Origin of the sequence: Streptomyces sp. IMTB 2501, from assembly GCF_001953885.1 — a bacterium.
Lineage (GTDB): Bacteria > Actinomycetota > Actinomycetes > Streptomycetales > Streptomycetaceae > Streptomyces.
In genome coordinates this window covers 181,698-208,262 of the sequence record NZ_MQUS01000005.1, presented here as the reverse complement: position 1 = coordinate 208,262, position 26,565 = coordinate 181,698, and the positions used below count along the sequence as shown (strand labels likewise).

25 protein-coding genes and 1 pseudogene are annotated in these 26,565 nt (G+C 71.4%); 13 read left to right on the top strand and 13 right to left on the bottom strand.

The genetic code is table 11. The features are described 5' to 3' along the window. The first annotated feature begins 5 nt into the window (after nucleotides 1-5). A complete protein-coding gene (locus AV521_RS11365; RefSeq protein ID WP_076087160.1) occupies nucleotides 6-1,001 on the top strand; it encodes an aldo/keto reductase in 996 nt (331 codons plus the stop codon). A 230-nt stretch (nucleotides 1,002-1,231) separates the two neighbouring features. Here AV521_RS11365 and thpR read toward each other — a convergent pair whose 3' ends face one another. Further along, complete coding sequence (gene thpR, locus AV521_RS11360) at nucleotides 1,232-1,804, bottom strand: RNA 2',3'-cyclic phosphodiesterase (protein ID WP_076087463.1); 573 nt, start codon at nucleotides 1,802-1,804, stop codon at nucleotides 1,232-1,234. 65 nt (nucleotides 1,805-1,869) lie between these two features. Between thpR and AV521_RS46495 the strand changes: the two are divergent. Continuing rightward, nucleotides 1,870-2,116: pseudogene (locus AV521_RS46495) on the top strand (GNAT family N-acetyltransferase); the annotation flags it as partial. A 33-nt stretch (nucleotides 2,117-2,149) separates the two neighbouring features. Here the strand turns inward: AV521_RS46495 and AV521_RS11355 are convergent. The 3 genes from AV521_RS11355 to AV521_RS11345 all read right to left on the bottom strand — a co-directional run bounded on the left by AV521_RS11355 (nucleotide 2,150) and on the right by AV521_RS11345 (nucleotide 5,283). Continuing rightward, complete coding sequence (locus AV521_RS11355) at nucleotides 2,150-3,334, bottom strand: TIGR03118 family protein (protein WP_076087158.1); 1,185 nt, start codon at nucleotides 3,332-3,334, stop codon at nucleotides 2,150-2,152. 134 nt (nucleotides 3,335-3,468) lie between these two features. Then, nucleotides 3,469-4,818, bottom strand: a complete 1,350-nt coding sequence (locus AV521_RS11350; RefSeq protein WP_107480874.1) for an MFS transporter — start codon at nucleotides 4,816-4,818, stop codon at nucleotides 3,469-3,471. 27 nt (nucleotides 4,819-4,845) lie between these two features. Then, nucleotides 4,846-5,283 carry a MarR family winged helix-turn-helix transcriptional regulator gene (locus tag AV521_RS11345; protein WP_076087155.1) on the bottom strand — a complete coding sequence of 146 codons (438 nt, stop codon included), beginning with the start codon at nucleotides 5,281-5,283 and terminating at the stop codon, nucleotides 4,846-4,848. Between the two features lie 154 nt (nucleotides 5,284-5,437). Here AV521_RS11345 and AV521_RS11340 point away from each other — a divergent pair, with 154 nt between their 5' ends. After that, nucleotides 5,438-5,620 (top strand): ribbon-helix-helix protein, CopG family, encoded by a 183-nt coding sequence (locus AV521_RS11340; protein WP_031225504.1) that lies wholly within the window; start codon nucleotides 5,438-5,440, stop codon nucleotides 5,618-5,620. Between the two features lie 4 nt (nucleotides 5,621-5,624). On the opposite strand, the gene AV521_RS11335 is transcribed toward AV521_RS11340, so the two are convergent. After that, a complete protein-coding gene (locus AV521_RS11335) occupies nucleotides 5,625-7,076 on the bottom strand; it encodes an NCS2 family permease (protein ID WP_076087153.1) in 1,452 nt (483 codons plus the stop codon). Nucleotides 7,077-7,245: 169 nt separating this feature from the next. On the opposite strand from AV521_RS11335, the gene AV521_RS11330 reads away from it, so the two are divergent. Both AV521_RS11330 and AV521_RS11325 read left to right on the top strand, forming a co-directional pair. After that, a complete protein-coding gene (locus AV521_RS11330; protein ID WP_076087151.1) occupies nucleotides 7,246-7,512 on the top strand; it encodes a DUF2530 domain-containing protein in 267 nt (88 codons plus the stop codon). Between the two features lie 109 nt (nucleotides 7,513-7,621). Further along, a complete protein-coding gene (locus AV521_RS11325; RefSeq protein ID WP_076087149.1) occupies nucleotides 7,622-10,018 on the top strand; it encodes a cation-translocating P-type ATPase in 2,397 nt (798 codons plus the stop codon). 288 nt (nucleotides 10,019-10,306) lie between these two features. Here AV521_RS11325 and AV521_RS11320 read toward each other — a convergent pair whose 3' ends face one another. From AV521_RS11320 to AV521_RS11305, 4 genes are all read right to left on the bottom strand, one after another. After that, complete coding sequence (locus tag AV521_RS11320; RefSeq protein ID WP_076087147.1) at nucleotides 10,307-13,441, bottom strand: sacsin N-terminal ATP-binding-like domain-containing protein; 3,135 nt, start codon at nucleotides 13,439-13,441, stop codon at nucleotides 10,307-10,309. A gap of 202 nt (nucleotides 13,442-13,643) precedes the next feature. Beyond that, nucleotides 13,644-14,651 carry a triacylglycerol lipase gene (locus AV521_RS11315; protein WP_076087145.1) on the bottom strand — a complete coding sequence of 336 codons (1,008 nt, stop codon included), beginning with the start codon at nucleotides 14,649-14,651 and terminating at the stop codon, nucleotides 13,644-13,646. Nucleotides 14,652-14,790: 139 nt separating this feature from the next. Further along, nucleotides 14,791-14,991, bottom strand: coding sequence for a DUF397 domain-containing protein (locus AV521_RS11310; protein WP_076087143.1), 201 nt, complete (start codon nucleotides 14,989-14,991; stop codon nucleotides 14,791-14,793). After that, nucleotides 14,988-15,833: a helix-turn-helix transcriptional regulator gene (locus tag AV521_RS11305; RefSeq protein ID WP_076087141.1), complete on the bottom strand. Its 846-nt coding sequence runs from the start codon at nucleotides 15,831-15,833 to the stop codon at nucleotides 14,988-14,990. The genes AV521_RS11310 and AV521_RS11305 overlap by 4 nt, the downstream gene beginning before the upstream one ends. Nucleotides 15,834-15,944: 111 nt before the next feature. On the opposite strand from AV521_RS11305, the gene AV521_RS11300 reads away from it, so the two are divergent. The 3 genes from AV521_RS11300 (at nucleotide 15,945) to AV521_RS11290 (ending at nucleotide 18,142) form a co-directional block, all read left to right on the top strand. Then, nucleotides 15,945-16,469, top strand: coding sequence for an ATP-binding protein (locus AV521_RS11300; protein ID WP_076087139.1), 525 nt, complete (start codon nucleotides 15,945-15,947; stop codon nucleotides 16,467-16,469). Between the two features lie 139 nt (nucleotides 16,470-16,608). Further along, complete coding sequence (locus AV521_RS11295; RefSeq protein ID WP_076087138.1) at nucleotides 16,609-17,463, top strand: helix-turn-helix domain-containing protein; 855 nt, start codon at nucleotides 16,609-16,611, stop codon at nucleotides 17,461-17,463. A 52-nt stretch (nucleotides 17,464-17,515) separates the two neighbouring features. Continuing rightward, nucleotides 17,516-18,142 (top strand): Uma2 family endonuclease, encoded by a 627-nt coding sequence (locus tag AV521_RS11290; RefSeq protein WP_023549370.1) that lies wholly within the window; start codon nucleotides 17,516-17,518, stop codon nucleotides 18,140-18,142. Between the two features lie 48 nt (nucleotides 18,143-18,190). Here AV521_RS11290 and AV521_RS11285 read toward each other — a convergent pair whose 3' ends face one another. Next, a complete protein-coding gene (locus AV521_RS11285) occupies nucleotides 18,191-19,117 on the bottom strand; it encodes a DUF3027 domain-containing protein (protein ID WP_076087137.1) in 927 nt (308 codons plus the stop codon). A 259-nt stretch (nucleotides 19,118-19,376) separates the two neighbouring features. On the opposite strand from AV521_RS11285, the gene AV521_RS11280 reads away from it, so the two are divergent. The 4 genes from AV521_RS11280 to AV521_RS11265 all read left to right on the top strand — a co-directional run bounded on the left by AV521_RS11280 (nucleotide 19,377) and on the right by AV521_RS11265 (nucleotide 23,515). Continuing rightward, on the top strand, nucleotides 19,377-20,783 hold the full coding sequence (locus tag AV521_RS11280; RefSeq protein ID WP_076087135.1) for an MFS transporter: 1,407 nt from the start codon (nucleotides 19,377-19,379) through the stop codon (nucleotides 20,781-20,783). 674 nt (nucleotides 20,784-21,457) lie between these two features. After that, nucleotides 21,458-21,955, top strand: coding sequence for a DUF2771 domain-containing protein (locus tag AV521_RS11275; RefSeq protein WP_076087134.1), 498 nt, complete (start codon nucleotides 21,458-21,460; stop codon nucleotides 21,953-21,955). Between the two features lie 23 nt (nucleotides 21,956-21,978). Next, the gene (locus AV521_RS11270; protein ID WP_076087461.1) at nucleotides 21,979-22,674 is read left to right on the top strand and encodes a futalosine hydrolase; all 696 of its coding nucleotides are present in this window, start codon (nucleotides 21,979-21,981) and stop codon (nucleotides 22,672-22,674) included. Next, complete coding sequence (locus AV521_RS11265; protein WP_076087132.1) at nucleotides 22,664-23,515, top strand: 1,4-dihydroxy-6-naphthoate synthase; 852 nt, start codon at nucleotides 22,664-22,666, stop codon at nucleotides 23,513-23,515. The genes AV521_RS11270 and AV521_RS11265 overlap by 11 nt, the downstream gene beginning before the upstream one ends. A 6-nt stretch (nucleotides 23,516-23,521) precedes the next feature. On the opposite strand, the gene AV521_RS52240 is transcribed toward AV521_RS11265, so the two are convergent. Next, complete coding sequence (locus AV521_RS52240) at nucleotides 23,522-23,905, bottom strand: cold-shock protein (RefSeq protein WP_076087130.1); 384 nt, start codon at nucleotides 23,903-23,905, stop codon at nucleotides 23,522-23,524. Between the two features lie 179 nt (nucleotides 23,906-24,084). On the opposite strand from AV521_RS52240, the gene AV521_RS11255 reads away from it, so the two are divergent. Beyond that, nucleotides 24,085-24,336 (top strand): hypothetical protein, encoded by a 252-nt coding sequence (locus AV521_RS11255; protein WP_076087128.1) that lies wholly within the window; start codon nucleotides 24,085-24,087, stop codon nucleotides 24,334-24,336. A gap of 4 nt (nucleotides 24,337-24,340) precedes the next feature. Here the strand turns inward: AV521_RS11255 and AV521_RS11250 are convergent, their stop codons facing one another. Together AV521_RS11250 and AV521_RS11245 are read right to left on the bottom strand one after the other, a co-directional pair. Then, nucleotides 24,341-24,952 (bottom strand): HAD family hydrolase, encoded by a 612-nt coding sequence (locus AV521_RS11250; RefSeq protein WP_076087127.1) that lies wholly within the window; start codon nucleotides 24,950-24,952, stop codon nucleotides 24,341-24,343. Nucleotides 24,953-25,397: 445 nt separating this feature from the next. Further along, on the bottom strand, nucleotides 25,398-26,456 hold the full coding sequence (locus AV521_RS11245) for a hypothetical protein (RefSeq protein ID WP_076087125.1): 1,059 nt from the start codon (nucleotides 26,454-26,456) through the stop codon (nucleotides 25,398-25,400). Nucleotides 26,457-26,565 lie beyond the last annotated feature (109 nt).

The following is a 26,565-nucleotide window of genomic DNA, read 5'->3' as shown; positions in this document are numbered from 1 at the left end:
GGACCATGAAGTACACGCAGCTAGGACGCACGGGACTCAAGGTCAGTCGGCTCGTCCTCGGGACGATGAACTTCGGGCCGCAGACCGACGAAGCCGACAGCCACGCCATCATGGACGCGGCGCTGGACTCAGGCATCAACTTCTTCGACACCGCCAACGTGTACGGCTGGGGTGAGAACAAGGGGCGGACCGAGACCATCATCGGCAACTGGTTCGCCAAGGGAGGCGAGCGCCGCGACAAGGTGGTCCTCGCCACCAAGGTCTACGCCAACATGGCCCCCGACGGCCAGGCCGCCTGGCCCAACCACGACAAGCTCTCCGCGCTGAACATCCGCCGGGCCGTGGACGCCAGCCTGAAGCGGCTGCAGACCGACCACATCGACCTCTACCAGTTCCACCACATCGACCGGGACACCCCGTTCGAGGAGATCTGGCAGGCGATCGACACCCTGGTCCAGCAGGGCAAGATCCTCTACGCGGGGTCCAGCAACTTCCCCGGCTACAAGATCGCCCAGGCCAACGAGATCGCGGCCCGCCGCGGCGGCACCATCGGCCTGGTCAGCGAGCAGTGCCTGTACAACCTCGCCGAGCGGCGCGCCGAGATGGAGGTCATCCCGGCCGCGCAGGAGTACGGCCTCGGTGTCATCCCGTGGTCGCCGCTGCACGGCGGACTGCTCGGCGGAATCATCAAGAAGGAGGTCCAGGGCGGTCGCCGAGCCTCCGGCCGGGCCGCCGACACCCTGAAGGACCCCGTCGCCCGCGCCCAGGTCCAGGCGTACGAGGACCTGGTCGACAAGCACGGCCTGCAGCCCGGCGAGGTGGCCCTGGCCTGGCTGCTGACCCGCCCGGGTGTGACCGGCCCCATCGTCGGTCCGCGCACGGCCGACCAGCTGGACTCCGCGCTCAGGGCGATCGAGCTGGACCTGAACGAGGACCTGCTGAGCGGCTTGAACGAGGTCTTCCCGGGCCCGGGCCCGTCCCCGGAGGCCTTCGCCTGGTAACGCCGGAGGGGCGGACCCGCCCAGGGGCGCGGGGCCGCATTCAATATGCGGCCCCGCCGCGGGGCGCGACAAGCCACTGACAGCCCGCAGCCGCCTGACGGCCGCAGTCCCCCGCCCCTGAGGCGACAAACCTCTACCTGACAGCCGCCGAAACAGCCACCACCACAAACATCAGCACAAGCACACCGGCCATGATCCGGTTCCGAGTCTTAGGTTCCACGCCGTCGAGCCTAGCGGCCGGCGCCAAGCTGCCAGCAGGCAACCGCCTCGTACCGCGGCTGCTCCCCCGCCACCCCGGACCGCGGCAGATTGCTGCGCACCAGTACCAGCTCGCCCACGGTCCAGGTACTGCTGGTGAACTCCGCGAGCGCGTGGACGTAGGGCCGGGTGTCGACGCCGTCCCGGCTCCGCGCCACCGTCAGGTGGGCCTTGTACTGCCGGTGCTCCCCCATCCGTACGCCCGCCTTCCGCCCCGCCGACTCCGCCCGGTCGGCCAGCAGCCGCAGCGCCTGTACGTCGCCGTAGCCGCCCGTCCACAGGGCCTTGCCGTGTCCGAACTGGCCGCCGCCGGAGAGGGCCAGGTCGAAGGGGGTGGTGCGGTGGGCCGCGCGGGCCAGGCGGTCCGACAGGTCCGGTACGACGTCGTCGGCGACCTCGCCGTAGAAGGCCAGCGTGAAGTGCCAGCCGGGGCGGTTGGTCCAGCGCAGCCTTTCCGAGTCGGGCAGCCTCTTCAGCTTGGCGACCTCGACGGCGAGCTCATGGACGACGTTCTCCGGAGGGAGCACCGCGGCGAAGAGTCTCATGCCTTCACCTTCGCAGACACCGGTGGGCATGATGACCTTCATGACGCTCAGGGAATGGCAGGTGGGTCGACGGCGTACCGGCCGCCACCCTCACCCTCAGCGACGCGCCCGGCGACTACCTGTCCCCTGCTCGCGCACGCGGCCGAGGTGACCCGGCGGGCCGGGGTCGGTCTGCTGCGCGTGGACTGTTACGCCGGTGACGACCGCAAGCTGGTCGCCTTCTACGAGGCCAACGGCTTCGCTCCGACGCAGACGTACGCCTCCGGCGAGCAGAACGACTGGCCGGGCCGGGTGCTCGCCCGGCGGGTGTGACCGCCCGGCGAGCACCCGGGGTGGGGTGAGGGGTCAGCGCGCGGCGCGCAGGGTGCCGAGCAGCCCGTTGTTCTCGTCGTTGATGCCCGCGGCGAACCAGACGCTGTCCTCGCCGCCGGACCTGGCGGTGCCCCGTTGCAGCCCCCACAGGCCGTTGATCACGATCGGCTGCCCGTTGGGCTGGTCCAGGGTTCCTGCGAACCGGCCGGTTCGCAGGTCGAACACGTTGATGTGGCCGTCGCCGAAGTTGCCGACGAGGAGGTCGCCGGCGAACTTCCCGAACCCCTTGGGCGCCACCTCCAGGCCCCACGGTGAGTTGAGCACGCCCCGGCGCGCGAAGTGCTGGAGCAGCTTGCCCCGGGTGCTGAACACGTCGATGAAGCCGTTGCCCGGTCCGGCGACGTCGTCGTGCTTCTCCGCGTTCTGGAGGGCGTAGGTGACGAAGATCCTGTCGTCGATGTTCTTGACGTCGAAGGGCGCGAAGCCCGCGGGGATGCTCGGGTCCCGGAACGCGCCGGCGGGCTGCCTCACCAGGGTGAAGTGGGTGTCGAAGGCGTCGATGCGCGCGTCGCGGAAGTTCGCGACGAGGATGCGCGAGTGCCGCCGCTCCCCCGCGTCGTCCTTGCCGCGCCGGTCCTTCTTCGTGTCCCTGTCCGCGCAGTCCACGAGCGTCAGGCCCTTGAAGACGGCGTTGTCCTCCTGGGCGACCTGGACGCCGGTCGTCGGGAGCACCCGCGGGTTGAAGGCGAAGAGGCCGCCGTTCTCCCCGGCGTAGATGAAGCGCGCGGGGCCGGATCTTCCGGAGGCGGTGAAGCGGAAGTCGTCGGTGTCGTTGCGTACGACCCCGGTCGGGTCGGCGTTGGCGGGGAGCTGCACGACGGGCGAGAGGAAGGTGACCGGCCGGTCGTCCCGGGCGCCCGCGTACACCGTGGACGTGCTGGTTCCGTTGTTGGAGACCCTGATCGCGCCGTCCGACGTGCGCACCAGCCCCCAGGGGTTCACCAGGTTCGGGTCCTGCCGTTCCGCTCGGTTCTGGAGGTCGGAGACGAGGTCGCGCTCCCGGAAGCCGTGGTCGAGCCCGCGCGGCCCGTCCACGGCCCCGGACGGCGCGGCGACGGCGAGCGCACCGACCACGCCCAGGGTCAGTGCGGCCGCCGCCAGCAGTCGTACACGGGAGCGGGGTCTTGGGGGCGATGCCGGTGATGCCTGCGATGTCATGCGGATGCTCCTGTTGCGCGCGTTCCAAATGGGACGTATACGCAGAAGTCATCTCATAAGATGTCAATCGCACCCACGATCGACACGCAGACACGCGTCCCTACGGGGATGCGCCACCGCCTCTCCTGTGGCTCCTAGGCCGCCGTGGCCAACTCCTCCCGCTCTCCGCGCGGGACGAACCGGACCCGCGGGTGGCCGTGATGCCAGCCCACCGCCAGCCGCAGTCCGCCGATGCGGGCCAGGACCAGACCGATCACGCCCGCCGCCGCGGCCGACACGACGCCGCCGACAGCGAAGCCGACCCGTGCGCCGTAGGTGTCGGTGATCCAGCCGACGACCGGCGCGCCCAGCGGCGTACCACCCATGAACACCATCATGAACAGGGCCATCACCCGGCCGCGCATGGCCGGGTCGGTGGCCATCTGGACCGCGGTGTTCGCCGTGACGTTGACCGTGAGGCCGAAGATCCCGATCGGGACCATGAGCAGCGCGAACAGCCAGTACGACGGTGCCAGCGCGGCCACGGTCTCCAGCGCGCCGAAGGCCAGCGCGGCGGCGATCAGGATGCGCAGCCGGGCCGTGCCGCGCCGGGCGGCCAGCAGGGCGCCGGCCAGGGAGCCCGCGGCCGTCAGGGTGTTGAAGAGGCTGTAGCCGCTCGCGCCGGCATGGAAGACGTGCTCGGCGTAGGCCGACAGCCACACCGGGAAGTTGAAGCCGAAGGTGCCGATGAAACCGACCAGGACGATCGGCCAGATCAGCTCCGGGCGGCCGGCCACGTACTGCAGGCCTTCCCGCAGCTGGCCCTTGCCGCGCGGGGCGCGCCGGACGACGTGCAGCTCACGGGAGCGCATCAGGAGCAGGCCGGCGATGGGCGCCGCGAAGGACAGGCCGTTGGCGAGGAACGCCCAGCCGGTGCCCACACTGGTGATCATCAGCCCTGCGACGGCGGGGCCGACCAGGCGGGCGGACTGGAAGTTCGCCGAGTTCAGGCTGACCGCGTTCTGCAACTGCTCGGGGCCGACCATCTCGGAGACGAAGGACTGACGGGCCGGGTTGTCGAGCACCGTGGCGAGGCCGACGGCGAACGCGGCGACGTAGACGTGCCAGACCTGGACCTGGCCGGTGAGGGTCAGCGCGGCCAGCGCGAGGCCGGCGACGGCCATCGAGGCCTGCGTGATCAGCAGGGTGGGGCGCTTGGGGAGGCGGTCGACCAGGACACCGCCGTAGAGACCGAAGAGGAGCATCGGCAGGAACTGCAGGGCCGTCGTGATGCCCACGGCCGCGGAGGAGCCGGTGAGGCTGAGGACGAGCCAGTCCTGGGCGATGCGCTGCATCCAGGTGCCGGTGTTGGAGACGACCTGGCCTATGAAGAACAGCCGGTAGTTCCTGACCTTCAGCGAGCTGAACATCGAGGACTTGCGGGAAGCGGGGGTCGTAGGTGCGGTCGGTGCGGGGGCGGAAGGTGCTCCGGGTCCCGTACTCAAAGTGGGTTCGCCTCCTCGTTGCGGGGTTTACAGGTGTGCGAGCTTCTCCAGCACGGGGGCGGCGGCGCGCAGTGCGGCCCACTCGTCCTCGTCGAGGCCCTCGACCAGGCCGGCCAGGAAAGCGTTGCGCTTGCGGCGGCTCTCCTCAAGCATCGCCTCGGCCTGCTCGGTCTGGGTGACGACCTTCTGGCGCCGGTCCTCGGGGTGCGGCTCCAGCCGGACCAGCCCCTTGGCTTCGAGCAGCGCGACGATACGGGTCATCGACGGCGGCTGGACGTGCTCCTTGCGAGCGAGCTCGCCCGGTGTGGCCGAGCCGCAGCGGAAGAGGGTGCCGAGCACCGACATCTCGGTGGGACTCAGGGACTCGTCGACCCGCTGGTGCTTGAGCCGACGGGACAACCGCATCACGGCGGAGCGGAGGGAGTTCACGGCGGCAGCGTCGTCGCCATGGGTAAGGTCCGGCATGTTGTTTAGAGTAACTCATTACTCTCCCTAAAGACCACGGAAAACACGCCGTATGCCCGTGACCCTGGCCACTGAACCCGGATATCACTCATATGGGTGATCGATGCGCGGAACGTGACGCACTGGCCGGATAAGTACAGAGACCCTCGTGTCCATGGGGACCAGCGTGCTCAGCCTGCGCATGGACGGAGAGCTGCTCGAACGGCTCCGCCATCACGCGGCGAAAAGAGGAATGAGCGTGCAGGACTATGTGGTCCGCACGCTCATTCGGGACGACTTCGACCAGCGGTTCCAGACCGCCGTCGAGGAGACGGAAAAGTTCTACGGCGTCAACTGAGACCTCACGTCAGGCCCAGGGCCGGCATCAGGTAGTAGAAGGCGAAGACCGCCGAGACGAGGTACATCGGGACCGGGATCTCCCGGAACCGGCCGGCCGCGAGGCGCAGCACCACGAAGGTGATGAAGCCCATGCCGATGCCGTTGGTGATCGAGTACGTGAACGGCATCATCAGCATCGTCACGAACGCCGGGATCGCGATGGTGTAGTCGGCCCAGTCGATCTCCTTGATCGAGTTCGACAGGATCAGGAAGCCGACCGCGATCAGCGCCGGGGTGGCCGCCTGCGAGGGGACCATCGTGGCGACCGGGGTGAGAAAGAGGGCGACGGCGAAGAGACCACCGGTGACGACGTTCGCGAGGCCCGTCCGGGCGCCCTCGCCGACGCCGGCCGTGGACTCGACGAACGCGGTCGTGGCCGAGGAGGAGCTGGCGCCGCCCGCCGCGACCGCGAGGCCGTCGATGAACAGGACCCGGTTGATGCCCGGCATATAGCCCTGGGCGTCGGTCAGCTTGGCCTCGTCACTGACGCCCATGATCGTGCCCATCGCGTCGAAGAAGCACGACAGCAGGACCGTGAAGACGAAGAGGATGCCGGTCAGCAGGCCGACCTTGGAGAAGCCGCCGAACAGGCTGACGTGGCCGACCAGGCCGAAGTCGGGGGTGGAGACCGGGTTGCCCGGCCACTTCGGGACCGTCAGGCCCCAGGACGGGACCGTGGTGACGGCGTTGATGACCAGCGCGAGGACGGTCATGCCGACGATCGAGATCAGGATCGCGCCCGGTGTCCTGCGGACGATCAGCACGAAGGTGAGCAGCGCGCCGAGGATGAACACGAGCACCGGCCAGCCGTGCAGATGACCGCCCACGCCGAGTTGCAGCGGGACGGTGGTGTCCGCCTTGTCCGGGATACGGGAGACAAAACCGGAGTCGACCAGGCCGATCAGCATGATGAACAGGCCGATACCGATCGAGATCGCCTTGCGCAGTCCGAACGGCACGGCGTTCATCACGCGCTCGCGCAGACCCGTGGCGACCAGCAGCATGACCACGAAACCGGCCAGAACCACCATGCCCATGGCGTCCGGCCAGGACATCCGGGGCGCCAGCTGGAGCGCCACGACCGAGTTCACACCGAGGCCGGCGGCGAGCGCGATCGGGACGTTGCCGATGACGCCCATCAGGAGCGTGGCGAACGCGGCCGTCAGCACGGTCGCCGTCACCAGCTGACCGTTGTCCAGGTGGTGCCCGTACATGTCCTTCGCACTGCCGAGGATGATCGGGTTCAGCACGATGATGTACGCCATCGCGAAGAAGGTGGCGAAACCGCCGCGGATCTCGCGGGCGACGGAGCTGCCGCGCTCGGAGATCTTGAAGTAGCGGTCGAGCGCGCCCTGGGCCGGCGTACCGCCCGGCACTTCGGGGGTGGGGACCTTGGCGGGGGCCGAGGTGGACATGCGGGACCTCATCACCAATGGGGTTCCCCCGAGCCCTGTTGGAGTTTCATACGAGCAGAAGTGGTCAAAGACAAACGGTTTCAGTATGAAGGTATGACTGTGAGTTCGCTATCTCCGCGCGTAGACAACGGCTCCTCAGCGGGCGAACCGGGGCGCTTAAGCTGTGCGCATGGCTAAGTGGACCCCCAAGCACGAGGCGCCGGAGCCCCTGGAAGGGCCCGTGGTCGCCACGATCACCGGCGGCACGATCGGGTGGTTCGCCCTCTTCCTGATCCAGCTCCCCTTCTACGGGTGGTTCGACGACCACGGCCATCTGTGGTGGCTGTGGACCTGCCTGGCCGGGGGCGGGCTGGGGCTGATCGGCATCTGGTACGTCAGGAAGCGGGACGCCGCGCTCAAGAGGGCGGCGGAGCTTCGGTCGACGTCGGCCGAATAGCGCGGTCAGCTGCGGTTGGGCCCCTCGGGGCTCCGCCCCCCGAACGTTCCCTTTCCCGCCGACCGAGTCGGGTGGGCGGGTCGGTAAGTCCGCACGTACCGTCGATTACATGACCCACATAGACGCGGGCGCGGAACTCGACCCCGTTCATCCGGTGGCCCTGCCGGCGAGCGGGTCGGCAGGGCTGACCGGTGCTGAAGTAGCGGACCGCGTCCAGCGCGGCCAGGTCAACGACGTGCCCGTGCGCAGCAGCCGGTCGCTCGGGGAGATCGTCCGGGCGAACGTCTTCACCCGGTTCAACGCGATCATCGGCGTGCTCTGGGTGATCATGCTGTTCGTCGCGCCGATCCAGGACAGCCTGTTCGGCTTCGTGATCCTCGCCAACACCGGGATCGGCATCGTCCAGGAGTGGCGGGCCAAGCAGACCCTCGACTCGCTCGCGGTCATCGGGGAGGCCCGGCCGACGGTGCGCAGGGACGGGGCCGCCGTCGAAGTCGCCACCAGTGAGATCGTGCTCGACGATCTCATCGAGATCGGACCCGGGGACAAGATCGTCGTAGACGGTGTGTGCGCCGAGGCCGACGGGCTGGAGATCGACGAGTCGCTGCTGACCGGTGAGGCCGATCCCGTCGTCAAACGCCCCGGCGACCAGGTCATGTCCGGCAGCTTCGTGGTCGCGGGCGGCGGCGCCTTCCAGGCGGCCAAGGTCGGCCGCGAGGCCTACGCGGCCCAGCTCGCCGAGGAGGCCTCCCGCTTCACGTTGGTCCACTCCGAGCTGCGCACCGGCATCTCCACGATCCTCAAGTACGTCACCTGGATGATGGTCCCGGCGGCCGTAGGACTCGTCATCACCCAGCTCGTCGTCAAGAGCAACGGACTCAAGGACGCGGTGGCGCGGACCGTCGGCGGAGTCGTACCGATGGTCCCGGAGGGACTGGTGCTGCTCACCTCCGTCGCCTTCGCGATCGGCGTCATCCGGCTCGGCCGTAAACAGTGCCTGGTCCAGGAGCTGCCGGCGATCGAGGGGCTGGCCCGCGTCGACACCGTCTGCCTGGACAAGACCGGCACGCTCACCGAGGGCGGCATGGACGTCAGCGAGCTGCGGATGCTGGACGGGGCGGACGAGACGCACGTACGCAAGGTGCTCGGCGCGCTCGGCGAGTCCGATCCACGCCCCAACGCCTCCCTCCAGGCGATCATCGACGCCTACCCGGACAGCGAGGACTGGCGCTGTGTCGAGTCGCTGCCGTTCTCCTCGGCCCGCAAGTACAGCGGGGCCGCGTTCAGCGAGGCCGACGGCGAGATCAGCACCTGGCTGCTCGGCGCCCCGGACGTCCTCCTCGCCGACCGCGACCCGGCACTGGCCGAAACCGAGCGCCTCAACGAGCAGGGGCTGCGGGTCCTGCTGCTGGCCCGCGCGAGCCGCGACCTGGACGACACCGAACCCGCGCACGGCGCCCACCCCACCGCCCTCGTCGTCCTGGAGCAGCGGCTGCGGCCCGACGCGGCGGAAACGCTGCGCTACTTCGCGGACCAGAACGTGCGCGCCAAGGTCATCTCCGGCGACAACGCGGTCTCGGTCGGCGCGGTCGCCGCCAAGCTGGGCCTCGAAGGTACGACGGTGGACGCGCGGCGGCTGCCCGCCGACCCGGCCGGAATGGCGGAAGCGCTGGACGAAGGGACCGTCTTCGGGCGGGTCACCCCGCAGCAGAAGAGGGACATGGTCGGGGCGCTGCAGTCGTACGGGCACACGGTCGCGATGACCGGCGACGGTGTGAACGACGTGCTCGCGCTGAAGGACGCCGACATCGGGGTCGCCATGGGCTCCGGCTCGGAGGCGACACGGGCGGTGGCGCAGATCGTGCTGCTGAACAACAGCTTCGCGAGCCTGCCGTCGGTGGTCGGCGAGGGGCGCCGGGTGATCGGCAACATCACGCGCGTGGCGACGCTGTTCCTGGTGAAGACGGTCTACTCGGTGCTGCTGGCGGTGCTGGTGGTCTGCTGGCAGGTCGAATATCCCTTCCTGCCGAGGCACTTGACCCTTCTGTCCACCCTCACCATCGGCGTCCCCGCGTTCTTCCTGGCCCTCGCGCCCAACAAGGAGCGGGCGAAACCCCACTTCGTGCGCAGGGTCATGCGGTACTCGATCCCGGGCGGCGTGGTGGCCGGAGCAGCGACCTTCGTGACGTACCTGATCGCCCGTGACTACTACACCGGGCCGGTCCGGTTGAGCGCCGAGACGAGCGCGGCCACCCTGACGCTCTTCCTGATCTCCATGTGGATCCTGGCGATCATCGCCCGGCCCTACACATGGTGGCGGGTGCTGCTGGTGGCGTCGATGGGCCTGGCGTTCGTGTTCATCCTCGCCGTGCCGGCGCTGCAGAGCTTCTTCGCGCTGAAGCTGGTGGGGGTCACTATGCCGTGGACTGCCGTCGGCATCGCGGTGGTGGGGTCGGCCGCGCTGGAGTTTCTGTGGAAGTGGGTGGACCGGCGGTTTCCCGGCTGAGGCCGGTGGGGAACCGCGCGTGCGTTGTGGCTGGCCGCGCAGTTCCCCACGCCCCTTGGGGTGTCAGATCACTTCACGCCGGCGTAGACACCCGTGGCGCTGACGCCCGGGGCGGTCGAGATACCGGCGTAGCTGTAGCGCCAGTAACCGCTGCCCGCCTCGCGGAACTGAAGCGTGACGGACTGGCCGCCGACCGGGCTGTACGTGTGCTTCTCCCAGTCGGCGCGGGTCAGCTTGCCCGAGACCGTGAAGGTTGCGCCCCGCTTGGGCGGGGGCCGCGGCGTGCCGTCAGTCGAACCAGCGGTCGCGGGCCAGTTCCTCCGTCCGTGACGGGTCCTCCAGCAGGGCCGCCACCTCGAAGCGCCGCGGCCACTGACCAGCCGACCACGCCAGCCCCGCCGCCACACCCTCCAGCGTGGCCGCGTGCAGCACCCCGTCGTCGGTGAGCCGCCAGTCGATCTCCACGGCGTCGACAACGAGTTCCTCGTGCTCGACGTACGTCTGGGGCGTGCGCGCCCCGAGCAGCGCCCGTACCGGCTCCGGCACCTCGTGCTCGGTCCCCTCGGAGTGCACCTCGCCGGTGACGGACTCGCTGAGCCGCCGCACCTGGAACAGCTCCGCCAGCTCAGCCGCGCGGGCCGGACGGACCGGCAGCAGCGGCACTCCCGAGGTGAAGGGCAGCAGGTCCGGCGAGTCGACCACGACGGCCTCGCTCGCGTCCACGACCTCCACCCGCCCGTCGACCACGGCCCGCAGCTCGTCCGGCAGCGTCACCTGATCCGGGTCCAGCTCCGCCAACGCCCCGTAGAGCCCGTGCAGTTGGGCCGGGGTGACCGGCCGCTCGGGGTCGGCCAGCCGGTCCAGCAGCTCGGCGGCGCCGCCGGGCTCGTCCAGCAGGGCCGCCACCGAGGTCCGTACGCCCAGCGCCCGCAGCACCTGCTCGTCCTCGAAGCCGGTCGCGTCGGCCTCGTCGTACAGACCGCGCAGCAGCGGGTCGCCGCCGGCCGCGAGGAGACCGGCGGGCCGGCGCCCGTCGAGCACCGGGTGCCCGCGCAGCCACCAGGCCGTGTAGGGGCGTACGACCTCGTGGGTGCCGTCGGGCAGCAGGATCCGCACGGGCTGGGTGAGGGCGTCCCGCAGCGGCGGCTGCGCGAGCAGCGCGAGTGCCTGCGGCCACTGCTCGTCGTCCACCAGATCCAGATCGCGTACGGCGACCAGCTCGGTGGCGACCGGCGGCACCGGGCTGTCCGGGAAGCGGTCGAGGAGGTCCTCGCTCCACACGTCGACGGCGTCCAGCAGCCCGGCGTCGTCAGGCTCGGCGAAGTCGCCCTCGCGGGGCTCCAGTTCGTCCGGGTCGAGGACGACGTCGGTAGCGCGGACGAGCGCGAAGTTCGCGAGCACACCACAGGCGGCCAGCGGCTGCTCGCCCCACTTCTCGGCCAGGTCGTGGTCCACGGCGGCCAGTTCGTCCTCGCGGATCACCCGGGCGAAGGGGCTGCCGGGAAGCACGAGTTCACCCGCGGGGGCCAGTTCCCCGTCCTCGTCGGGCAGGGCCAGGGCGCCCAGCCAGGGCTCCTCACCGGGCTCCAGACCCGCGTCCCGCACCAGCCCGAGGACCGTGTCGGCCAGCTCTTCGGCGTCCGGAGCGTCCTCCTCCCACCCCCCGATCGCGCCCTCCTCGTCCAGCGAGACGGCGACGGCGGCCCGCACCTGCGGGGTGGTGAGCACCGCGCGCGGGGTGGCGGGCAGCGCGCCCAGCTTCTCCAGCAGCGGATGCGCGGCCTCCTCGTGGGCGACCTTCAGCCCGAGCCGCCCGAGCACGTCCGGGTCGATACGGGCGGCGTCCGGGGCGGGCAGCAGCACCTGCCGGGGCCCGATGGTGGTCCGGCCGTCGGCGAGCGGCACCGGCAGCCCCGACAGCCGGTCCGGGTCGACCCCGGCGAGGCTGTCGTAGAGCCGCCACCACCACTCGGGGTCCTTCTCCAGCCCGGCGAGCCGGTCGATGGCGTCGGCGAGCGGCAGCCGGGCGACCCCGAGGGTGCGCAGCTCTGCCCGCCGCTCAAGACCGGCGGGCAGCAGCGTCGGCAACACCTCGGCGAGCACGCGTACGGTGTCCGCCCCCGCGCCCTCCACGACCTCGGCGTCCCGGGGCCGGACGGCCTCCGGCAGCTCGTCCGGGCCGCCCGGCCCCTGAACGGCGGGCGGCAGAAAGGCGGTTCTCGGCAGCCGCTCCAGCACGGCCTGGCGCAGCGCCCCGTCCAGCGCGCCCTTGCCGAGCGGCCCGGGCACGAGGTCGATGATCCCCTCGCTCACCGGCCGCCAGTCGGCGAGCAGTCCGGCGTAGGCGTCGGCCGCGCGCTGCACCAGGAAGTCGGTGAGCGGGCCGGGAGCCGTGTGCCGGCGGGTGGTGTCGAGGGGGAAGGAGGCGATGAGGAGGGCGGGCACGCCGAGGTGCTCGTCACTGGGGGTGGGCGCGTGCACGACCGGGGCCGTACGGGGCCGGGCCGGGGCGCCGTAGGCGTCGACGGGCACGGCCCAGGTCACCGTCCAGTGCGGGCGCAGCCGCTCCTCCACCGGGCGGTCGGCGAGCAGATCGGGGGTGAGCGGCCCCTGCCCGGACGCGGTACGCCAGTTCGTGATGCCGTTCCGGGAGTCCTCCACGACCGTGAAGGCGCCGTCGGTACGGCGGCTGAGGGTACGCGGCGCCTCGTCACCGACCTCCACCACGACCTCCCGCAGGCCGGGAAGGGCGAGAAGCAGGGCGTCGTCGACGGCGTTGAGGAGCCGCTCGACGAGATCGGCGGCGGCCGTGTCCCGCAGCGGCAGGATCACCGCGGTGTCGTACGGGTCCGGCGCGGTGCCCTCGGCGGCGAACGGCAGCCGGAGCAGCGGCACATGCCCGTCCCGGCGCCGGACCTCGTCCCCCAGCCCCGGGCTGTGCCGGGCGGTGTCGGCGGCCAGCTCCCGCGCCTCGGCGAGGGACCAGCGCACACCGCCGTGCCGCCCCACGATCGCCGGCTCGTCCGTCACCGCGAGTACGGCGGCGAACCCGACCCCGAACCGCCCGACGGCACCCTGGGCGACCTCGGTGTCCCGCTTGGCGGAGGCCCGCAGCGTGGACAGCGACTCGACGCCGGCCGCGTCCAGCGGGGCACCGGTGTTGGCGGCCACGAGCACGCCGTCGCGAAGGGTGAGCCGCAGCTGCCCCGGCACCCGCGCCCGCGCGGCGGCGTCGGCGGCGTTCTGGGCCAGCTCGACGACGAGCCGGTCCCGGTAGCCGCCGAGGACCAGGTCCTCCTCGGCGTTGGCGTCCTCACGGAACCGGGCAGGGCTGGTCGCCCAGGCGTCGAGCACGCCACGGCGCAGACGGGCGGTACCGAAAGGGTCGGCGCCCTCGGCCGCCGGCCGCACGAACTTGCTCACGTTCACTCTCCTCGTCGACGACGACTGAAGGTACCGCGCCGGGGGAGGCCCGCAACCTGGACGGGTGCGCGGCGGGTGGAGTGACCGCGGGTCGATCGATGACCAGCGACGAGGGCGACCATGGCAGTACGCCTGGCCGGGCCGGGTGTACCGAGCCCCTTCAAGGACGGAACCGAGACGGAACCGAGGTGACGGAGCCCGGTCAGCCGCCGAGGACCGGCAGGGTCAGGTTGCAGTCGACGGGCTGGGCGTGGGTGGGGTCGAGGGCGTTGCGGACGAGTTGGGCGGCGTTGGAGTCGTACGCCATCGCGACGTGTTCGGCGAGGTCCCGAGGGCAGATGTCCTGGATCGTGATGTTCTTGACGGTCGCGCCCGGTCCCGCCTTCAGGAACTGGTTCGTGTAGGGGGTGGCGACCTCGTCGTACCGGGTGGCGATGACGGTGTAGTCGACCCCGGGCTGAGTGTCCCCGTCCCGGTCCAGCGTCGTGTTCACTTCGGAGCCGACCAGCTGATCCTTGGCCGCCTGGCCGAGGAGGAGGCCCATGGGATCACGGAGCCCCAGCTTGGTGACCAGTGTGCCGACGCCGTCGGCGGTCGTGCCGTGGTTGGACGGCGCCAGACCGATGAGGCTGTGCACCTTGTTCCGCTCCGGGTGCGCGGAATCCGTGCCGCCGTCGAACCGCAGATACCAGCGGGGCGTGGGACCGCCGCCCTGGGAATGCCCGACGAGGTCGACCTGGCGGGCACCGGTGGCCTTGAGCACGCGGTCGACGTACTCGGAGATCTGCTGTGCGGACACCGGGACGTGTGCGGTGGCCTTGACCGGGTTGCCGGGCGCCCCGCCGTAGTCGGGAGCGAAGACGCAGTAGCCCAGCTGCTTCAGGTACGGGGACATCAAGCCCCAGTTGTCGTAGGCGTTCGCGAAGGTCCCGTGCAGCAGTACGACCGGGCGCGGATGCTCACGCGTGGGCTTGCAGCTCCAGTCGTCGGCCCCGGCCGGCGGCGCGTCCGGGTGGAGGAGCCCGCCGACCCCCGCCAGGGGCAAGGCGAGGATCCCACCCTTCGGCGGCGGAGGCGCGGGTCTGTCGGACGCGGCTGCCGTGCCCTGGAACCCCAGGGTCAGTGCCAGGCCCGCGGCCCCCGCACAGACCCTGGCCCACGTGGTGCGCCGCCGGTTCGACTGCTTCCGGGAGACATTCCGATCCGCCATTGAGCCGCTCCTCGCCTCAAGGCCGGCCGTGCGCCGACGCGGCGATGATCGAGGAGCGGGGTCCCTGCGGGGCTCAACGACTGGGCGCGGGCCCCCTTATGGAGCAGTGCGGTTCATCCGTCCAGCCTGTTATCTGTACTCAGTGCCCGGCGGCGTAGCCCAGGAACTCCGTCCAGGCGCCGGGGGCGACGTGGAGACGGGGGCCGTCGGATTGCTTGGAGTCGCGGATGTGGATGGTGGCGGGGGTGGGCGTGGGGGCCATGTCCCAGTGCAGGGCAACTTCGACGCAGGAGTCGCCTTCGCTGCCGCTGCTGTAGCTGCTCTTGAACCAGCGGATCATGTTGCCCCCAGCAGTTGCTTGATAAAGGACGCCGACTCACGGGGAGTGAGCGCCTGAGCCCGGATGATGCCGTACCGCAGCTCAAGGATACGAAGCTGCCTGGGCTCGTCGACCGGTCGGCCGTTGGCAACTGCGGGCGAACGCCCGATCGCCGAGCCGTCTGAGAACTTCAGCACCTCAATGCTCCCGTCCACTCCGGCGTGCTCCTCGCGGTCCATCGGCATTACCTGAAGCTCGACGTTGCGCAATTCGCCCGCCTCAAGCATGTGTTCCAGCTGGCGGTGCAGTACTGCCCTTCCGCCGAGCGGTCGTCGCAACGTCGTCTCCTCCAGGACGAAGCTGATCTCGGGCGCCGGGTCCCGCTCGAAGACGGCCTTACGGGCTACACGTGCGGCGAGGAACCGCTCCACTTCTTGGTCGCTGTACGAAGGGCGCCGCATCAGGAGCAGCGCGCGGGTGTACTCGGGTGTCTGCAACAGCCCGTGCACGCTCAGCGGATCGTAGAGCTGAAGCTCAACCGCCTTCGCCTCCAGCCCCGCCAGCGCCCGAACCTTCTTCGGATACCGGACCTTCTCCACGTCCTCCTTCATCGCGGCGATCAATCCGCCCGCCTTCAAGACCCTGTCCGCCTTGTCCAGGTACTCGGGCCGAGGGATCCGCTTGCCGCCCTCCGCCTTATAGACCATGTCCTCGCTATAGCCGATGACCTTGGCGAAGTCGGCCGCGCGCATGCCCACGGCCTCCCGCCTAAGCCTCAACTGGCGCCCCACCGTCGCGAGAACGGCGAGCCCCCACTCGTCGTCCGGGTCGACCTCCCAGCCCGGCTCTTCTTCCTCGTTCACAGCACACCTCCGCCCCGACAGTCCGGACACGACCGGACAGACTCAGACAGTCACTCTACGTATCGACTCCGTCACTGTTCACGGTACGCACGCCCAGCCACCCTCGGTGATGTGAACCAGCAAATCTCCACCCCCATCCCGAACTTCACCGCGCAGCTGTCCGCCACGCCACGCGGCGCCCGCCTCGCCCGTCTGCTCGCCACGGAACAACTCCGCACCTGGGGCTTCCCGTTGGACCCGGCGGAGCTGATCGTCGCCGAACTGGCGGCCAACGCCGCCACGCACGGGCGGGTGGCGGGACGGGATTTCCGGCTGACCCTCTACGTCGTCGCCGACACCCTCCGTATCGAGGTGACCGACACGAGGGGTGACCGACTCCCCCGGACCGGACGACCCGCCCCTGACGCCGACTCAGGGCGCGGGCTGCTCCTCGTCGAGGCGCTGGCCGACCGCTGGGGCACCGCGCCGGGGCGGACGCCGCGCAAGACGGTGTGGGCCGAGGTCGCTCTGCCACCGCAACGCGGAAACCCGTGCTGCGGTCCAAGGGGCGCTCTTTGCCAAAGGACCACGAGGGAGAAAACACCTCACCAAGCCCCACCCCTCCCGCCCACGGCGCAAACTCACTCACGAGGGTGAACATCGCCAACTCGGCTGGCGTGGTGCCTGGTTCCGCGCTCTACGCTCGGCGCGACCACCGCAGAAAAGCGACGGCCCCCGGCCGGGAGTAGCGATCCCGATCGAGGGCCTGACCACCTAGGAAGACGAACCCTTCCCGATGGATGCCCAGAACCCTAGCGCGCCCGTGCACGCCCAGTCCCGCATTGTCGCCAACAACCACCCGAACCGGCGGTGTGAATCCGGCTCCGGCGGCCTGATCCACGACAACGCCCGGCACACCTCCCACTTCACGGTGGTCGGCAACCACCTGGCCCAGCACCCGAAAATGTCGGCGCTCGCCATCGGGCTCGGCGTGCACATCCAGTCCCTCCCGCCCGGCGCCCGCGTCGACATCAAGACCCTCACCGCCCGCTTCCCCGAGGGCGCGACCCGTATCGCGGCGGCCCTGCGGGAGCTGGAGACGTACGGCTATCTGCGCCGCGAGCGCCAACGCGGACCCGGCGGCCGTATCGTCACGCGCACGGTCTCCTGCAACCAGCCGGGCCGCCGTACCGACAACCATGCGCCCAAGCCCGCGCGGCCGAAGAAGGCGCCCCGCAAGGCACTCCCGCCCTTACCGCGCCCGGCCTGCCCCTCCCCGGCCCTGATCCAGCAGGCCACGGACCTCCTCGCGGACCTCCGCCGCCACGACTCCCGCCTCCTGCTCTCGGTCCGCGACACGGCCCACCTGGCGCCCGGCGTCGCCGCCTGGCTGGAACGGGACGTGACGCCCACGGCCGTACGCCGGGCCCTGACCACGGGCCTGCCAGCCGAGCCCCTGTGCCGCCCGGCAGCCTTGCTGGCCCACCGCCTGGCGGAGCAGCTGCCTCCTCTGCCCCCGTTCCGTGCCCCGGCACCTCCGCCTACGGTCCGGCACCCCCTCCGGAACTGCGAAGGCTGTGACCGCGCCTTCCGCTCACCCGAGCCCGGCCTGTGCCTCGCCTGCCGATCCGGTCTCCCGGCGCCCGCCTAGCATGAACGTGACGATCCTTGCCCCTGGGCACAGACGACGAGGAGCGAGCGCCATGACCATCGCCCCGGACAACGCACGGCAGGGCAGCTCCCACCTGTACCGGACCCTGCGGGACTTCGTTCAGTCCATGGACGACGCCCTGCCCGGGAAGTTCGAGATCACCAAGGAAGGGATCGTTCACGACATGATGTCGCCGGGAGGGCCCCATGAGGTCACGGCAGCACACGTCAGCCGCCGTCTGGAACGGATCATGCCGGACGAGTTGCTGGCCCACACCGGTACACCCGATGTGGAAGACGAGCCAGAGGGCATCATGCGCCATCCCGACGTGATGGTGATCGCGTGGACCGACCTCGACGTCGAGGGCTCCATCGACCCTCACGCGCTCATTGCCGCCATCGAAGTGGTCTCCAAGTCCAACCCCGACAACGACTGGGTCACCAAGATGCGCGACTACCCCCTCATGGGTATCCCCGTCTACGCGGTCTTCGACCCCCGCACCGGCACCGGAGCCGTCCTCACCGACATCCACTCCACCCCCGGCGGTCCGCGCTACGCGACCCGCAAGGACTTCGTCTACGGCGAGGACGTCACGATCGGCGACTGGACGATCTCCACGGACAACCTGCCGCTCTACAAGGACCAGAAGGACCAGAGCGGCACACAATCCGAGCGTTGACAGTCGCCGGTCGCTGTTGACAGTCGCCGGTCGCTTTGGAGTGGCCGACTACGAGTGCCCCAGTTCCGCGGTCTCCTCGTCGCCCGCCTCCGGGACCGAGCCCGCGCCGCGGGCGGGGCGGAGGGGGAAGGGGTCGACCCGCGTCTCGTCGATGACCGGCTGGGCCGGCTGCGGGGGCTTCGGCATGACCGCGGCCTCCGAGTGACCGCCGCAGCCGTAGGCCAGGGAGACCACCCGGCCGTCGGCCGGGGAGAACTCGTTGGCGCACACGCCGAAGGCCTGGCCGAGGGAGCCGCCGATGGGGCTCAGGAAGCCACAGGTCAGACAGGTCGCCGGGGCGGCCTGGGCCATCGCGGTCTTGGGGCCGTACGACTCCTCCCAGCGGTCCGCCGCGACATGGAGGCCGTAGCGGGACAGCACCCTGGCGCGGCGCATGCCCAGTTCCTCGGCGACGGAGGCGATCGAGCCCCGGGAGGGGACCATGGGCTGGGCGGCCGGGGCGCCCGGGGTGACGTCGGCGTCCTCCGCCTCCGCCAGCTCCGCCATCTCGTGCGAGACCGCCGAGGTCGGCAGCGGCTCCTCCTCGCCGCTGTAGCCGGGCTCCAGGCGCAGGTCCTCCTGGTCGGTGGGGAGCAGATCACCGGGGCCGAGGTCGCCGGGGCGCAACCGCTCGCTCCACGGGACCCACTCGGGGGCGAGCAGGGCGTCGGGGCCGGGGAGGAGGACCACCTCGTCGAGCGTGACGATCTTGGCGCGGGAGGCGCGGGCCACGGTCACCGCCCAGCGCCAGCCGCGGTAACCCGGCTCCTTGCACTCGAAGAAGTGCGTCACAACGCGGTCGCCCTCGGACACCAGGCCGGCATGCTCGCCGACCACGCCGGGCGCGGCGGCCTCCTCGGCGGCACCGCGGGCGAGATCGACCGCCTCGGCGCACAGACGGTCGGGGGTGCGGCTTCGCGTTGTCGCTGCGCTCACAGGTATCGCTTCTCTCCTACGCCGTCTCGTCGAGTGCGGCTGCCTGAAAGCGGTGAAGCGGACGGAGCGGACCTTGGGGCCGCATCGACGTCTGCTCCCGATCGCGCTCGGGCGCACCTCTGCCATCCATTCTGCGTTATGGCTGAGATACGCACGCTACACCGAACGAGATTCGTCACCGCCACTCGGCATTCTCTCGCACCCGCGCACCCATGACGTACGTGCCGTACCGCACTATCCACCGCCTTCTCGGGGCACTATGAAGCACGTGGTGACCGCGGACAGGCGTGGTGTTCGGGGTGGCGGTACGAGCCGGGTCGGCGGCGCCGTCCGCTCCGTCGGGCGTGCCCTGCACTTTCCGGTCACCGGGACCGCGCGGGGCATCCGCAAGGCCACGCACGCGCATGGCGCGGGCGAGTCGGGGCTGGGCAAGCTGATCGAGCTGCACGCGGTGAACGGCGCAGGCGATGTCATGATCACCGTGGCGCTCGCCTCCACGGTGTTCTTCTCGGTGCCGACGGACGAGGCGCGCGGCCGGGTCGCGCTGTACCTCGCCATCACGATGGCGCCCTTCACCGTCCTCGCGCCCGTGATCGGCCCCCTGCTCGACCGGCTGCCGCACGGGCGGCGCGCCGCGATGGCCGCGGCCATGCTGGCCCGTGCCCTGCTCGCACTCGTGATCTCGGGCGCCGTGGCGAGCGGCGGCCTGGAGCTGTATCCCGCCGCGCTGGGGGTGCTGGTCGCGTCGAAGGCGTACGGGGTGGTCCGCAGCGCGGTCGTACCGCGGCTGCTGCCGCCCCGGTTCTCGCTGGTGAAGGCCAACTCGCGGGTCACCCTGGCCGGGCTGCTGGCCACCGGTGTCGCCGCGCCGGTCGCGGCCGGGCTGCACAAGGCCGGCGATCCCTGGCCGCTGTACGGCGCTTTCGTGATCTTCGTCGGGGGAACGCTCCTGTCGTTCTCCCTGCCGCCCAAGGTGGACTCGGCCAAGGGCGAGGACAGGGCACTGCTCGCGGCCGACGAGCAGCATCTGCACGGGTCGCAGCGGCGGAAGGAGCAGGTGAGGCGGCCGGGGCTACGGACCGTGGGGCCCGCCGTCACTCACGCGCTCGGCGCCAACGCGGCCCTGCGCTGTCTGTCCGGCTTCCTGATCTTCTTCCTGGCCTTCCTGCTGCGCGAGCATCCGCTGACCGGGGAGAGCGCGGCGGTCTCGCTCGGGATCGTGGGTGTCGCCGCCGGGGTGGGCAACGCGCTGGGCACGGCGGTCGGGGCCTGGCTGAGATCACGCGCCCCGGAGATCATCATCGTGACGGTCGTCGCGGTGGTGCTCGGTACGGCGATCGTCGCCGCCCTGTTCTTCGGGGCGTTCCTGGTGGCCTGTCTGGCCGCCGTCGCCGGGTTCGCCCAGGCGCTGGCCAAGCTGGCGCTGGACGCGCTGATCCAGCGGGACGTGCCGGAGCTGGTGCGCACCTCGGCGTTCGCCCGCTCGGAGACGCTGCTGCAGATGGCGTGGGTGTTCGGCGGCGCCGTCGGCATCGTGCTGCCGCTCAACGGGACCGTCGGCCTGCTGATCGGCGCGGCGTTCGTGGCCGTCGGCTGGCTGACCACGCTGAAGGGCCTGCTCGCCTCGGCCCGCCACGGCGGCCGCGCCCACCCGCGCGTGGCCTGACGAACCTGCCTCCCCGACCGAACCCGACACCCCGACCAACCCGACACCCCGGCCAACCCGGCGTCACACCGCCCCAGGCGCCCCAGGCGCCCCGGCCAACCCGGCATCCTTGCCGACCCCGGCATCCCGACCAACCTGGCGCCCCGCCGACCTCGGCACCCCGACCGACCCCGGCATCCCCGCCAACGCGACATCCCGACCGACCCGGCCCCCTGCCGACCCCGGCATCCGAGCCAACCGGGTGCCCTGCCGACCCCGGCATCCCGACCGACCCAGCATCCCGACCAACCCCGGCATCCCCGCCGACCTGGTGCCCTGCCGACCCCGGCATCCCGACCGACCCGGCATCCCCGCCGACCCCGCCGACCCGGGCGCCCCGCCAACCCCGACACCCCGCCAACCCCGGCGCCCCGGCCAACCCGGCATCCCGACCAACCCGACATCCCGCCGACCCCGGCGCCCCGGCCAACCCGGCGTCACACCGCCCCAGGCGCCCCGGCCAACCCGGCATCCCCGCCAACCCAGGCATCCCGGTCGGCTCGGCGGTGGCCTGGCTTGGCCTGGCGTAACGAACCGGACACGTTTTCCCGGACGCGGGCACGGCTGGCGTAACGAACCGGGCACGCCGCACCCCACGTGGGCGGACGGCTCCGGGCGCCCGATAGCCTTCGGCCATGACCACGCTGCCCCGCGGCGAAGCCGCTGATGTACCACGTGCTGTGCGACGCCGCCGCGCCGTCGCCGCCGCCGGCGCCGTTACCGCCGGACTGCTCGTCCTGACGGCCTGTGAGAAGCCGACGCCCGTCGCGACGGTCTCCGTCGGCACGAGCTCGGTCAACTCCGAGGCCATGTGCTACAACGACGGCAACGCGCTGGACGCCAAGTCGCTGACGAACTGCATCAAGAACGTCGACAAGTCCAAGTCCATCAAGGTCGACCAGGACGAGACGGTCCGAATCGGTGTCGACCCGAAGATCGCGGACGCCGGCTGGTTCCTCCTGGTGAACGGCCAGCAGTTCACCGACGTCAGCAAGAAGACCTACCGCACCATCCCGGGCAGCGCGTTCTTCAACCAGCAGTACGGCACCCAGGGCGACACCAACACGGTCACGATCCGCATGGGCGACAAGTCCAACCAGGGCATGTGGTCGTTCAAGCTGAAGAAGGCCTGATCACGCCCTCCGTCCGCATTCTCCTGGCCACCGCGGTCCCGCCCGAACGGGACGCGGTGGCACGGGCGTTCCCCGGCGCCGTGACCGAGGTACGGCTCCCCGGCGCACCGCTGTGCCGTACCGCCACCGGCTGGGACCTGCTCGCCGCCGGTGTCGGCCCGGCCCGCGCCGCCGCCTCCACCGCCACCGCACTGACCGCCGCCGCCCTCGACGGCGCCCCCTACGACCTGGTCGTCTGCGCCGGGATCGGCGGTGGCTTCCAGCCTGACGCGCCCATCGGCTCGCTCGTCGTCGCCGACGCGATCACCGTCGCCGACCTGGGCGCCGAGACCGCCGACGGTTTCCTCCCGGTCACCGAACTCGGCTTCGGCGCCGTCACCCACCGACCGCCCGAATCGGCCGTACGCGCCGTGTCCGAGGCGGCCGGCGCCCGTACCGGCACGATCCTCACCGTCTCCACCGTCACCGGCACCGCCGCCCGCGCCGCCGCCCTGCGCGCGCGGCACCCCGACGCGCTCGCCGAGGGCATGGAGGGCTTCGGGGTGGCGGAGGCGGCCGCCGCGCACGGGGTGCCGGTGCTGGAGATCCGCGCGGTCTCCAACCCGGTCGGCCCGCGCGACCGCGCCGCCTGGCGCATCGGCGACGCCCTCACCGCCCTCACCGAGGCAGTCGGGAAGCTCGCCCCCGCATTGGAGAGTTGGACACCGTATGACCACTGAGCCTCTGCAGATCGCGTACTCGCCCTGTCCCAACGACACCTTCGTCTTCGACGCCCTCGCCCACGGCCGCGTCCCCGGCGCCCCCGCGCTGGACGTGACCTTCGCCGACATCGACATCACCAACGGCATGGCCGAGCGCGGCGAGTTCGACGTGCTGAAGGTGTCGTACGCCGTCCTGCCGTACATCCTCGGCGAGTACGCGCTGCTGCCGTGCGGCGGTGCGCTAGGGCGGGGCTGCGGGCCGCTGGTGCTCACGCGGGAGGCCGGTCTCGATCTGACGGGCCGTACGGTCGCGGTGCCGAGCGAGAAGTCCACGGCGTACCTGCTGTTCCGGCTGTGGGCGGCGGACACGCTGCCGGGCAACGGGGTGGGTGAGATCGTGGTGATGCCGTTCCACGAGATCATGCCCGCCGTGCGGGACGGCAAGGTGGACGCCGGACTCGTCATCCACGAGGCCCGGTTCACGTACCAGAACTACGGCCTGCACAAGCTCGCCGACATGGGTGAGCACTGGGAGCGGACCACGGGGCTGCCGATCCCGCTCGGCGCGATCGTCGCCAAGCGCTCGCTGGGCGCGGACGCGCTGACGCGGCTCGCCGACGCCATCCGCGACTCCGTACGGGCCGCCTGGGACGACCCCGAGGCGTCCCGGCCGTACGTCATGGCCCACGCCCAGGAGATGGACCCGGCCGTCGCCGACCAGCACATCGGGCTGTACGTCAACGAGTTCACCGCCGACCTCGGCGAGGACGGCTACGCGGCGATCCGCGGGCTGCTCACACGTGCGGCGGCCGAGGGACTGCTGCCGCCCCTCGGCCCGGATGCGCTCGCTTTTCCCTGACGGGTCCTAGACGTCCAGCTGGTCGGCGACCGCCCGCAGCAGGCCGGCGATCTTCTTGCCGGAGGCCTTGTCCGGGTAACGGCCCTTCTCGAGCATCGGCGTGATGTTCTCAAGAAGGGTCGTCAGGTCCTGCACGATGGAGGCCAGCTCGTCGGGCTTCTTTCGCTGGGCGGCCGCGACCGACGGCGCCGGCTCCAGCACGGTCACCGACAACGCCTGGTCACCACGCTGACCGGCCACGACGCCGAACTCCACGCGCTGTCCCGGCTTGAGCGCATCGACTCCCTCGGGGAGAACAGAGGAATGGACGAAGACGTCGCCGCCGTCGTCGCGGGAGAGAAAGCCGAAGCCCTTCTCGCTGTTGAACCATTTGACACGCCCGGTCGGCACCGTCTGTCCTCGTCCTCGTGCTAGTTGGGGAACTGCCACTGCTTCTGCTGCTCGGAAAGTGCTCTTGATAGCACTGGGGCGGGTCGACCGTGACCCGCCGCTACCAAGCGTAATGGTCTCGGGGCGGCTGACAAGACGTCCCCCGGTTGTTCTCTCGCGCTGGGAACTACCCTGGTCCGGTGCGTGACAAAACCCAAACGAATTCCGCCGCGCCCGGTGACCACCTGATCCGTGCCGGTGCGATCGTCTTCTTCGTCGGCGCCGTGGCGACGCTCGTCACGGTGGCGCCGCTGTTCCTGGGCGCGAAGGCTTTTCCGACGTACATGTACTGCCTGAGCATGCTCATGGGCGTCGGTTTTCTGCTGGCCGGTGCGGGGGTGCTGCGCTCGGTGGCCGCCGGCCGACGTCAGGCGCGCGCCGCGGCCGAGTAGGCGGTCAGCCGGTCGTCCGGTAGCCGGTCAGCCAGTCCGGGAAGGCGGAGAGGCCGTCGAGAACCACGTCCGCCCCGGCGGCGCGCAGTTCATCGGCGGTGCAGGGGCCGGTCGCCACGGCGAGCGACAGCGCGCCGGCCGTACGCGCACCGCGCACGTCCCCGACATGGTCGCCGACGTACACGCCCGCGCCGTGCTCGCGCAGCGCCTCCGCCTTCTGCTCGGCCCACAGGTCGCCCACCACCACGTCCGGCTCGATACCGAGGTGGGACAGGTGCAGCTTGGCGCTGGGCTCGTACTTCGCCGTGACCACGAGGGTCCGGCCGCCCGCCGCGTGCACCGCGGCTATCGCCTCCCGGGCGCCGTCCATGGCGGGCGTCGCGGCGATGGCGATCGACGGGTACATCTCCCGGTACAGGCCGACCATCGCGGGGACCTCCTCCTCCGGGAACCAGTGGCTCAGCTCGTCCACGAGCGGCGGGCCCAGCCGGGTCACCGCCAGATCGGCGTCGATGTACGTCCCGGTCCGCTCCGCCAGGGCCACGTAGCAGGCGCGGATCCCTGGCCGGGAGTCGATGAGGGTCATGTCGAGGTCGAAGCCGACGGTCAAAGTCATATGCCCAATTGTGCCGGTTGCCTCCGGCGGCCAGGGCTGGGCGGGGACGCGCCGTGGGGAGCCTCTGCGTTGCCGGGTACGGGCGCATGGGCGGCCGGGGGCTGGGCGAGGATGCGCCGTGGAGGGCCTCTGCGTTGCCGGGCGCGGGTGCCTCCGGCGGCCAGGGCTGGGCGAGGATGCGCCGTGGAGGGCCTCTGCGTTGCCCAGTGCGGGTACATGGGCGGCCGGGGGCTGGGCGGGGATGCGCCGTGGGGGGCCTCTCCGTTGCCGGGCGCGGGTGCCTCCGGCGGCCAGGGCTGGGCGAGGATGCGCCGTGGGGGACTGTTGTCTGCCAGGTGCGGGGGCGGGGTGGCTGGGCGCGCGGTTCCCCGCGCCCCTGGGGGGTTGCAGCCGGCGCAGTCGCATCGCGCCGTAACCGCGGGGCGAGCGGAGTCACCCGGGGGATCTACCTGCGGCGTTGGGAGCGCCAGACCAGGTACAGCGCCGAGGCCACCGCGGCGCCCCGGACCACCCATGGCCATGTCCCGGCGATCGCGTCGCTCATGTGGCCCTGGGCGATCGGGGTGCCCCAGCGGCCGTTGTCCCGGCCCCACAGCCAGACCAGTCCGGCGGCGACCGCGGTGCCGGGCAGGACCATGACGGCCAGCCTGGTTTCCGCGGGGGTCAGCCGCCGGGAGCCGTAGGCGATCACCCAGCCGAGCAGCAGGGCGAACCAGTTCCCGAGCACCGCACCGGCGACCAGCGCGGCGGCCGCCAGCAGCAGGAGGGGGTTGGTCCAGCCCGCGGCGGGACGGGGCATCAGGCGGCGACGCCGGGCGGGTTCGGGTTCGGCGGCGGCCTCCGTGGCGTCCGCGATCGGCTCGGCCGTGTCCGGGGCCGGCTTCGCCGGTTCCTCCCCCGGCAGCGGTGGCCGCTTGAGCAGCTCCGGGATCTCCACGCCGCCGACGAACCCCGGCACCGAGTCGGTCGTCTCCGCGGCGCCGCCGAAGGGGTTGCCGGCGACCCGCCACCAGTCGGGCCGTACGGCGCTGTCCCCGAGTTCGTGCGCCCCGGCGAGGTGCGGCGGGGACGGGGCGTCGCGCGGGGCGGCGGGCTCGGGCCCGGCGGCGCGCGGGCGGGGTCGGGAACGGGGGACGACCCGGCGCAGGCCCCTGCCCTTCGCCCCTTCTCCGTCAACCGGATCCGGCTTCCGCTCGCGCGGCGCAGGCTGTGCCGGCACGGCGGCCGCGGACGACTGCGCACCCCAGCCCGTGCCGGACGTACCGGACGGACCTGACGTACCGCCCGCCGCCGCGACCACCTCGTCAGGAGTGCCCAGGCGGTCCAGGATGCGGCGGACCGCGGCGGGGCTGTCGGCGGCCGCCCCGGCCCGGTGCCGGTCGATCTCGCCCCGCAGCTCCGACACGAGCCGCATCCGCGTGCCCGACGGCAGCTGCCGCTGCTGAGCGATGTCCCCGACACGGCTCAGGTACTCGTAGACGACCTGGTCGCTCTCGATCCCCAACGGAAACCCCTCCGGGGCTACGGCGATGACGGCGATGAAACCCCGGTGAGGACGGTACCGCGTCCTTGCCCGCCCTCCCCCACGCTCGGCTTCGCTCGCGCGGGGGGAC

Bases quoted from the DNA above. Each gene is read 5' to 3' on its own strand.
- AV521_RS11365 (WP_076087160.1), top strand. From the start codon at position 6: ATGAAGTACACGCAGCTAGGACGCACGGGACTCAAGGTCAGTCGGCTC.
- thpR (WP_076087463.1), bottom strand. From the start codon at position 1,804: ATGAGACTCTTCGCCGCGGTGCTCCCTCCGGAGAACGTCGTCCATGAG.
- AV521_RS11355 (WP_076087158.1), bottom strand. From the start codon at position 3,334: ATGACATCGCAGGCATCACCGGCATCGCCCCCAAGACCCCGCTCCCGT.
- AV521_RS11345 (WP_076087155.1), bottom strand. From the start codon at position 5,283: ATGCCGGACCTTACCCATGGCGACGACGCTGCCGCCGTGAACTCCCTC.
- AV521_RS11340 (WP_031225504.1), top strand. From the start codon at position 5,438: ATGGGGACCAGCGTGCTCAGCCTGCGCATGGACGGAGAGCTGCTCGAA.
- AV521_RS11335 (WP_076087153.1), bottom strand. From the start codon at position 7,076: ATGTCCACCTCGGCCCCCGCCAAGGTCCCCACCCCCGAAGTGCCGGGC.
- AV521_RS11330 (WP_076087151.1), top strand. From the start codon at position 7,246: ATGGCTAAGTGGACCCCCAAGCACGAGGCGCCGGAGCCCCTGGAAGGG.
- AV521_RS11325 (WP_076087149.1), top strand. From the start codon at position 7,622: ATGACCCACATAGACGCGGGCGCGGAACTCGACCCCGTTCATCCGGTG.
- AV521_RS11315 (WP_076087145.1), bottom strand. From the start codon at position 14,651: ATGGCGGATCGGAATGTCTCCCGGAAGCAGTCGAACCGGCGGCGCACC.
- AV521_RS11310 (WP_076087143.1), bottom strand. From the start codon at position 14,991: ATGATCCGCTGGTTCAAGAGCAGCTACAGCAGCGGCAGCGAAGGCGAC.
- AV521_RS11295 (WP_076087138.1), top strand. From the start codon at position 16,609: ATGGATGCCCAGAACCCTAGCGCGCCCGTGCACGCCCAGTCCCGCATT.
- AV521_RS11290 (WP_023549370.1), top strand. From the start codon at position 17,516: ATGACCATCGCCCCGGACAACGCACGGCAGGGCAGCTCCCACCTGTAC.
- AV521_RS11280 (WP_076087135.1), top strand. From the start codon at position 19,377: ATGAAGCACGTGGTGACCGCGGACAGGCGTGGTGTTCGGGGTGGCGGT.
- AV521_RS11275 (WP_076087134.1), top strand. From the start codon at position 21,458: ATGACCACGCTGCCCCGCGGCGAAGCCGCTGATGTACCACGTGCTGTG.
- AV521_RS11265 (WP_076087132.1), top strand. From the start codon at position 22,664: ATGACCACTGAGCCTCTGCAGATCGCGTACTCGCCCTGTCCCAACGAC.
- AV521_RS11250 (WP_076087127.1), bottom strand. From the start codon at position 24,952: ATGACTTTGACCGTCGGCTTCGACCTCGACATGACCCTCATCGACTCC.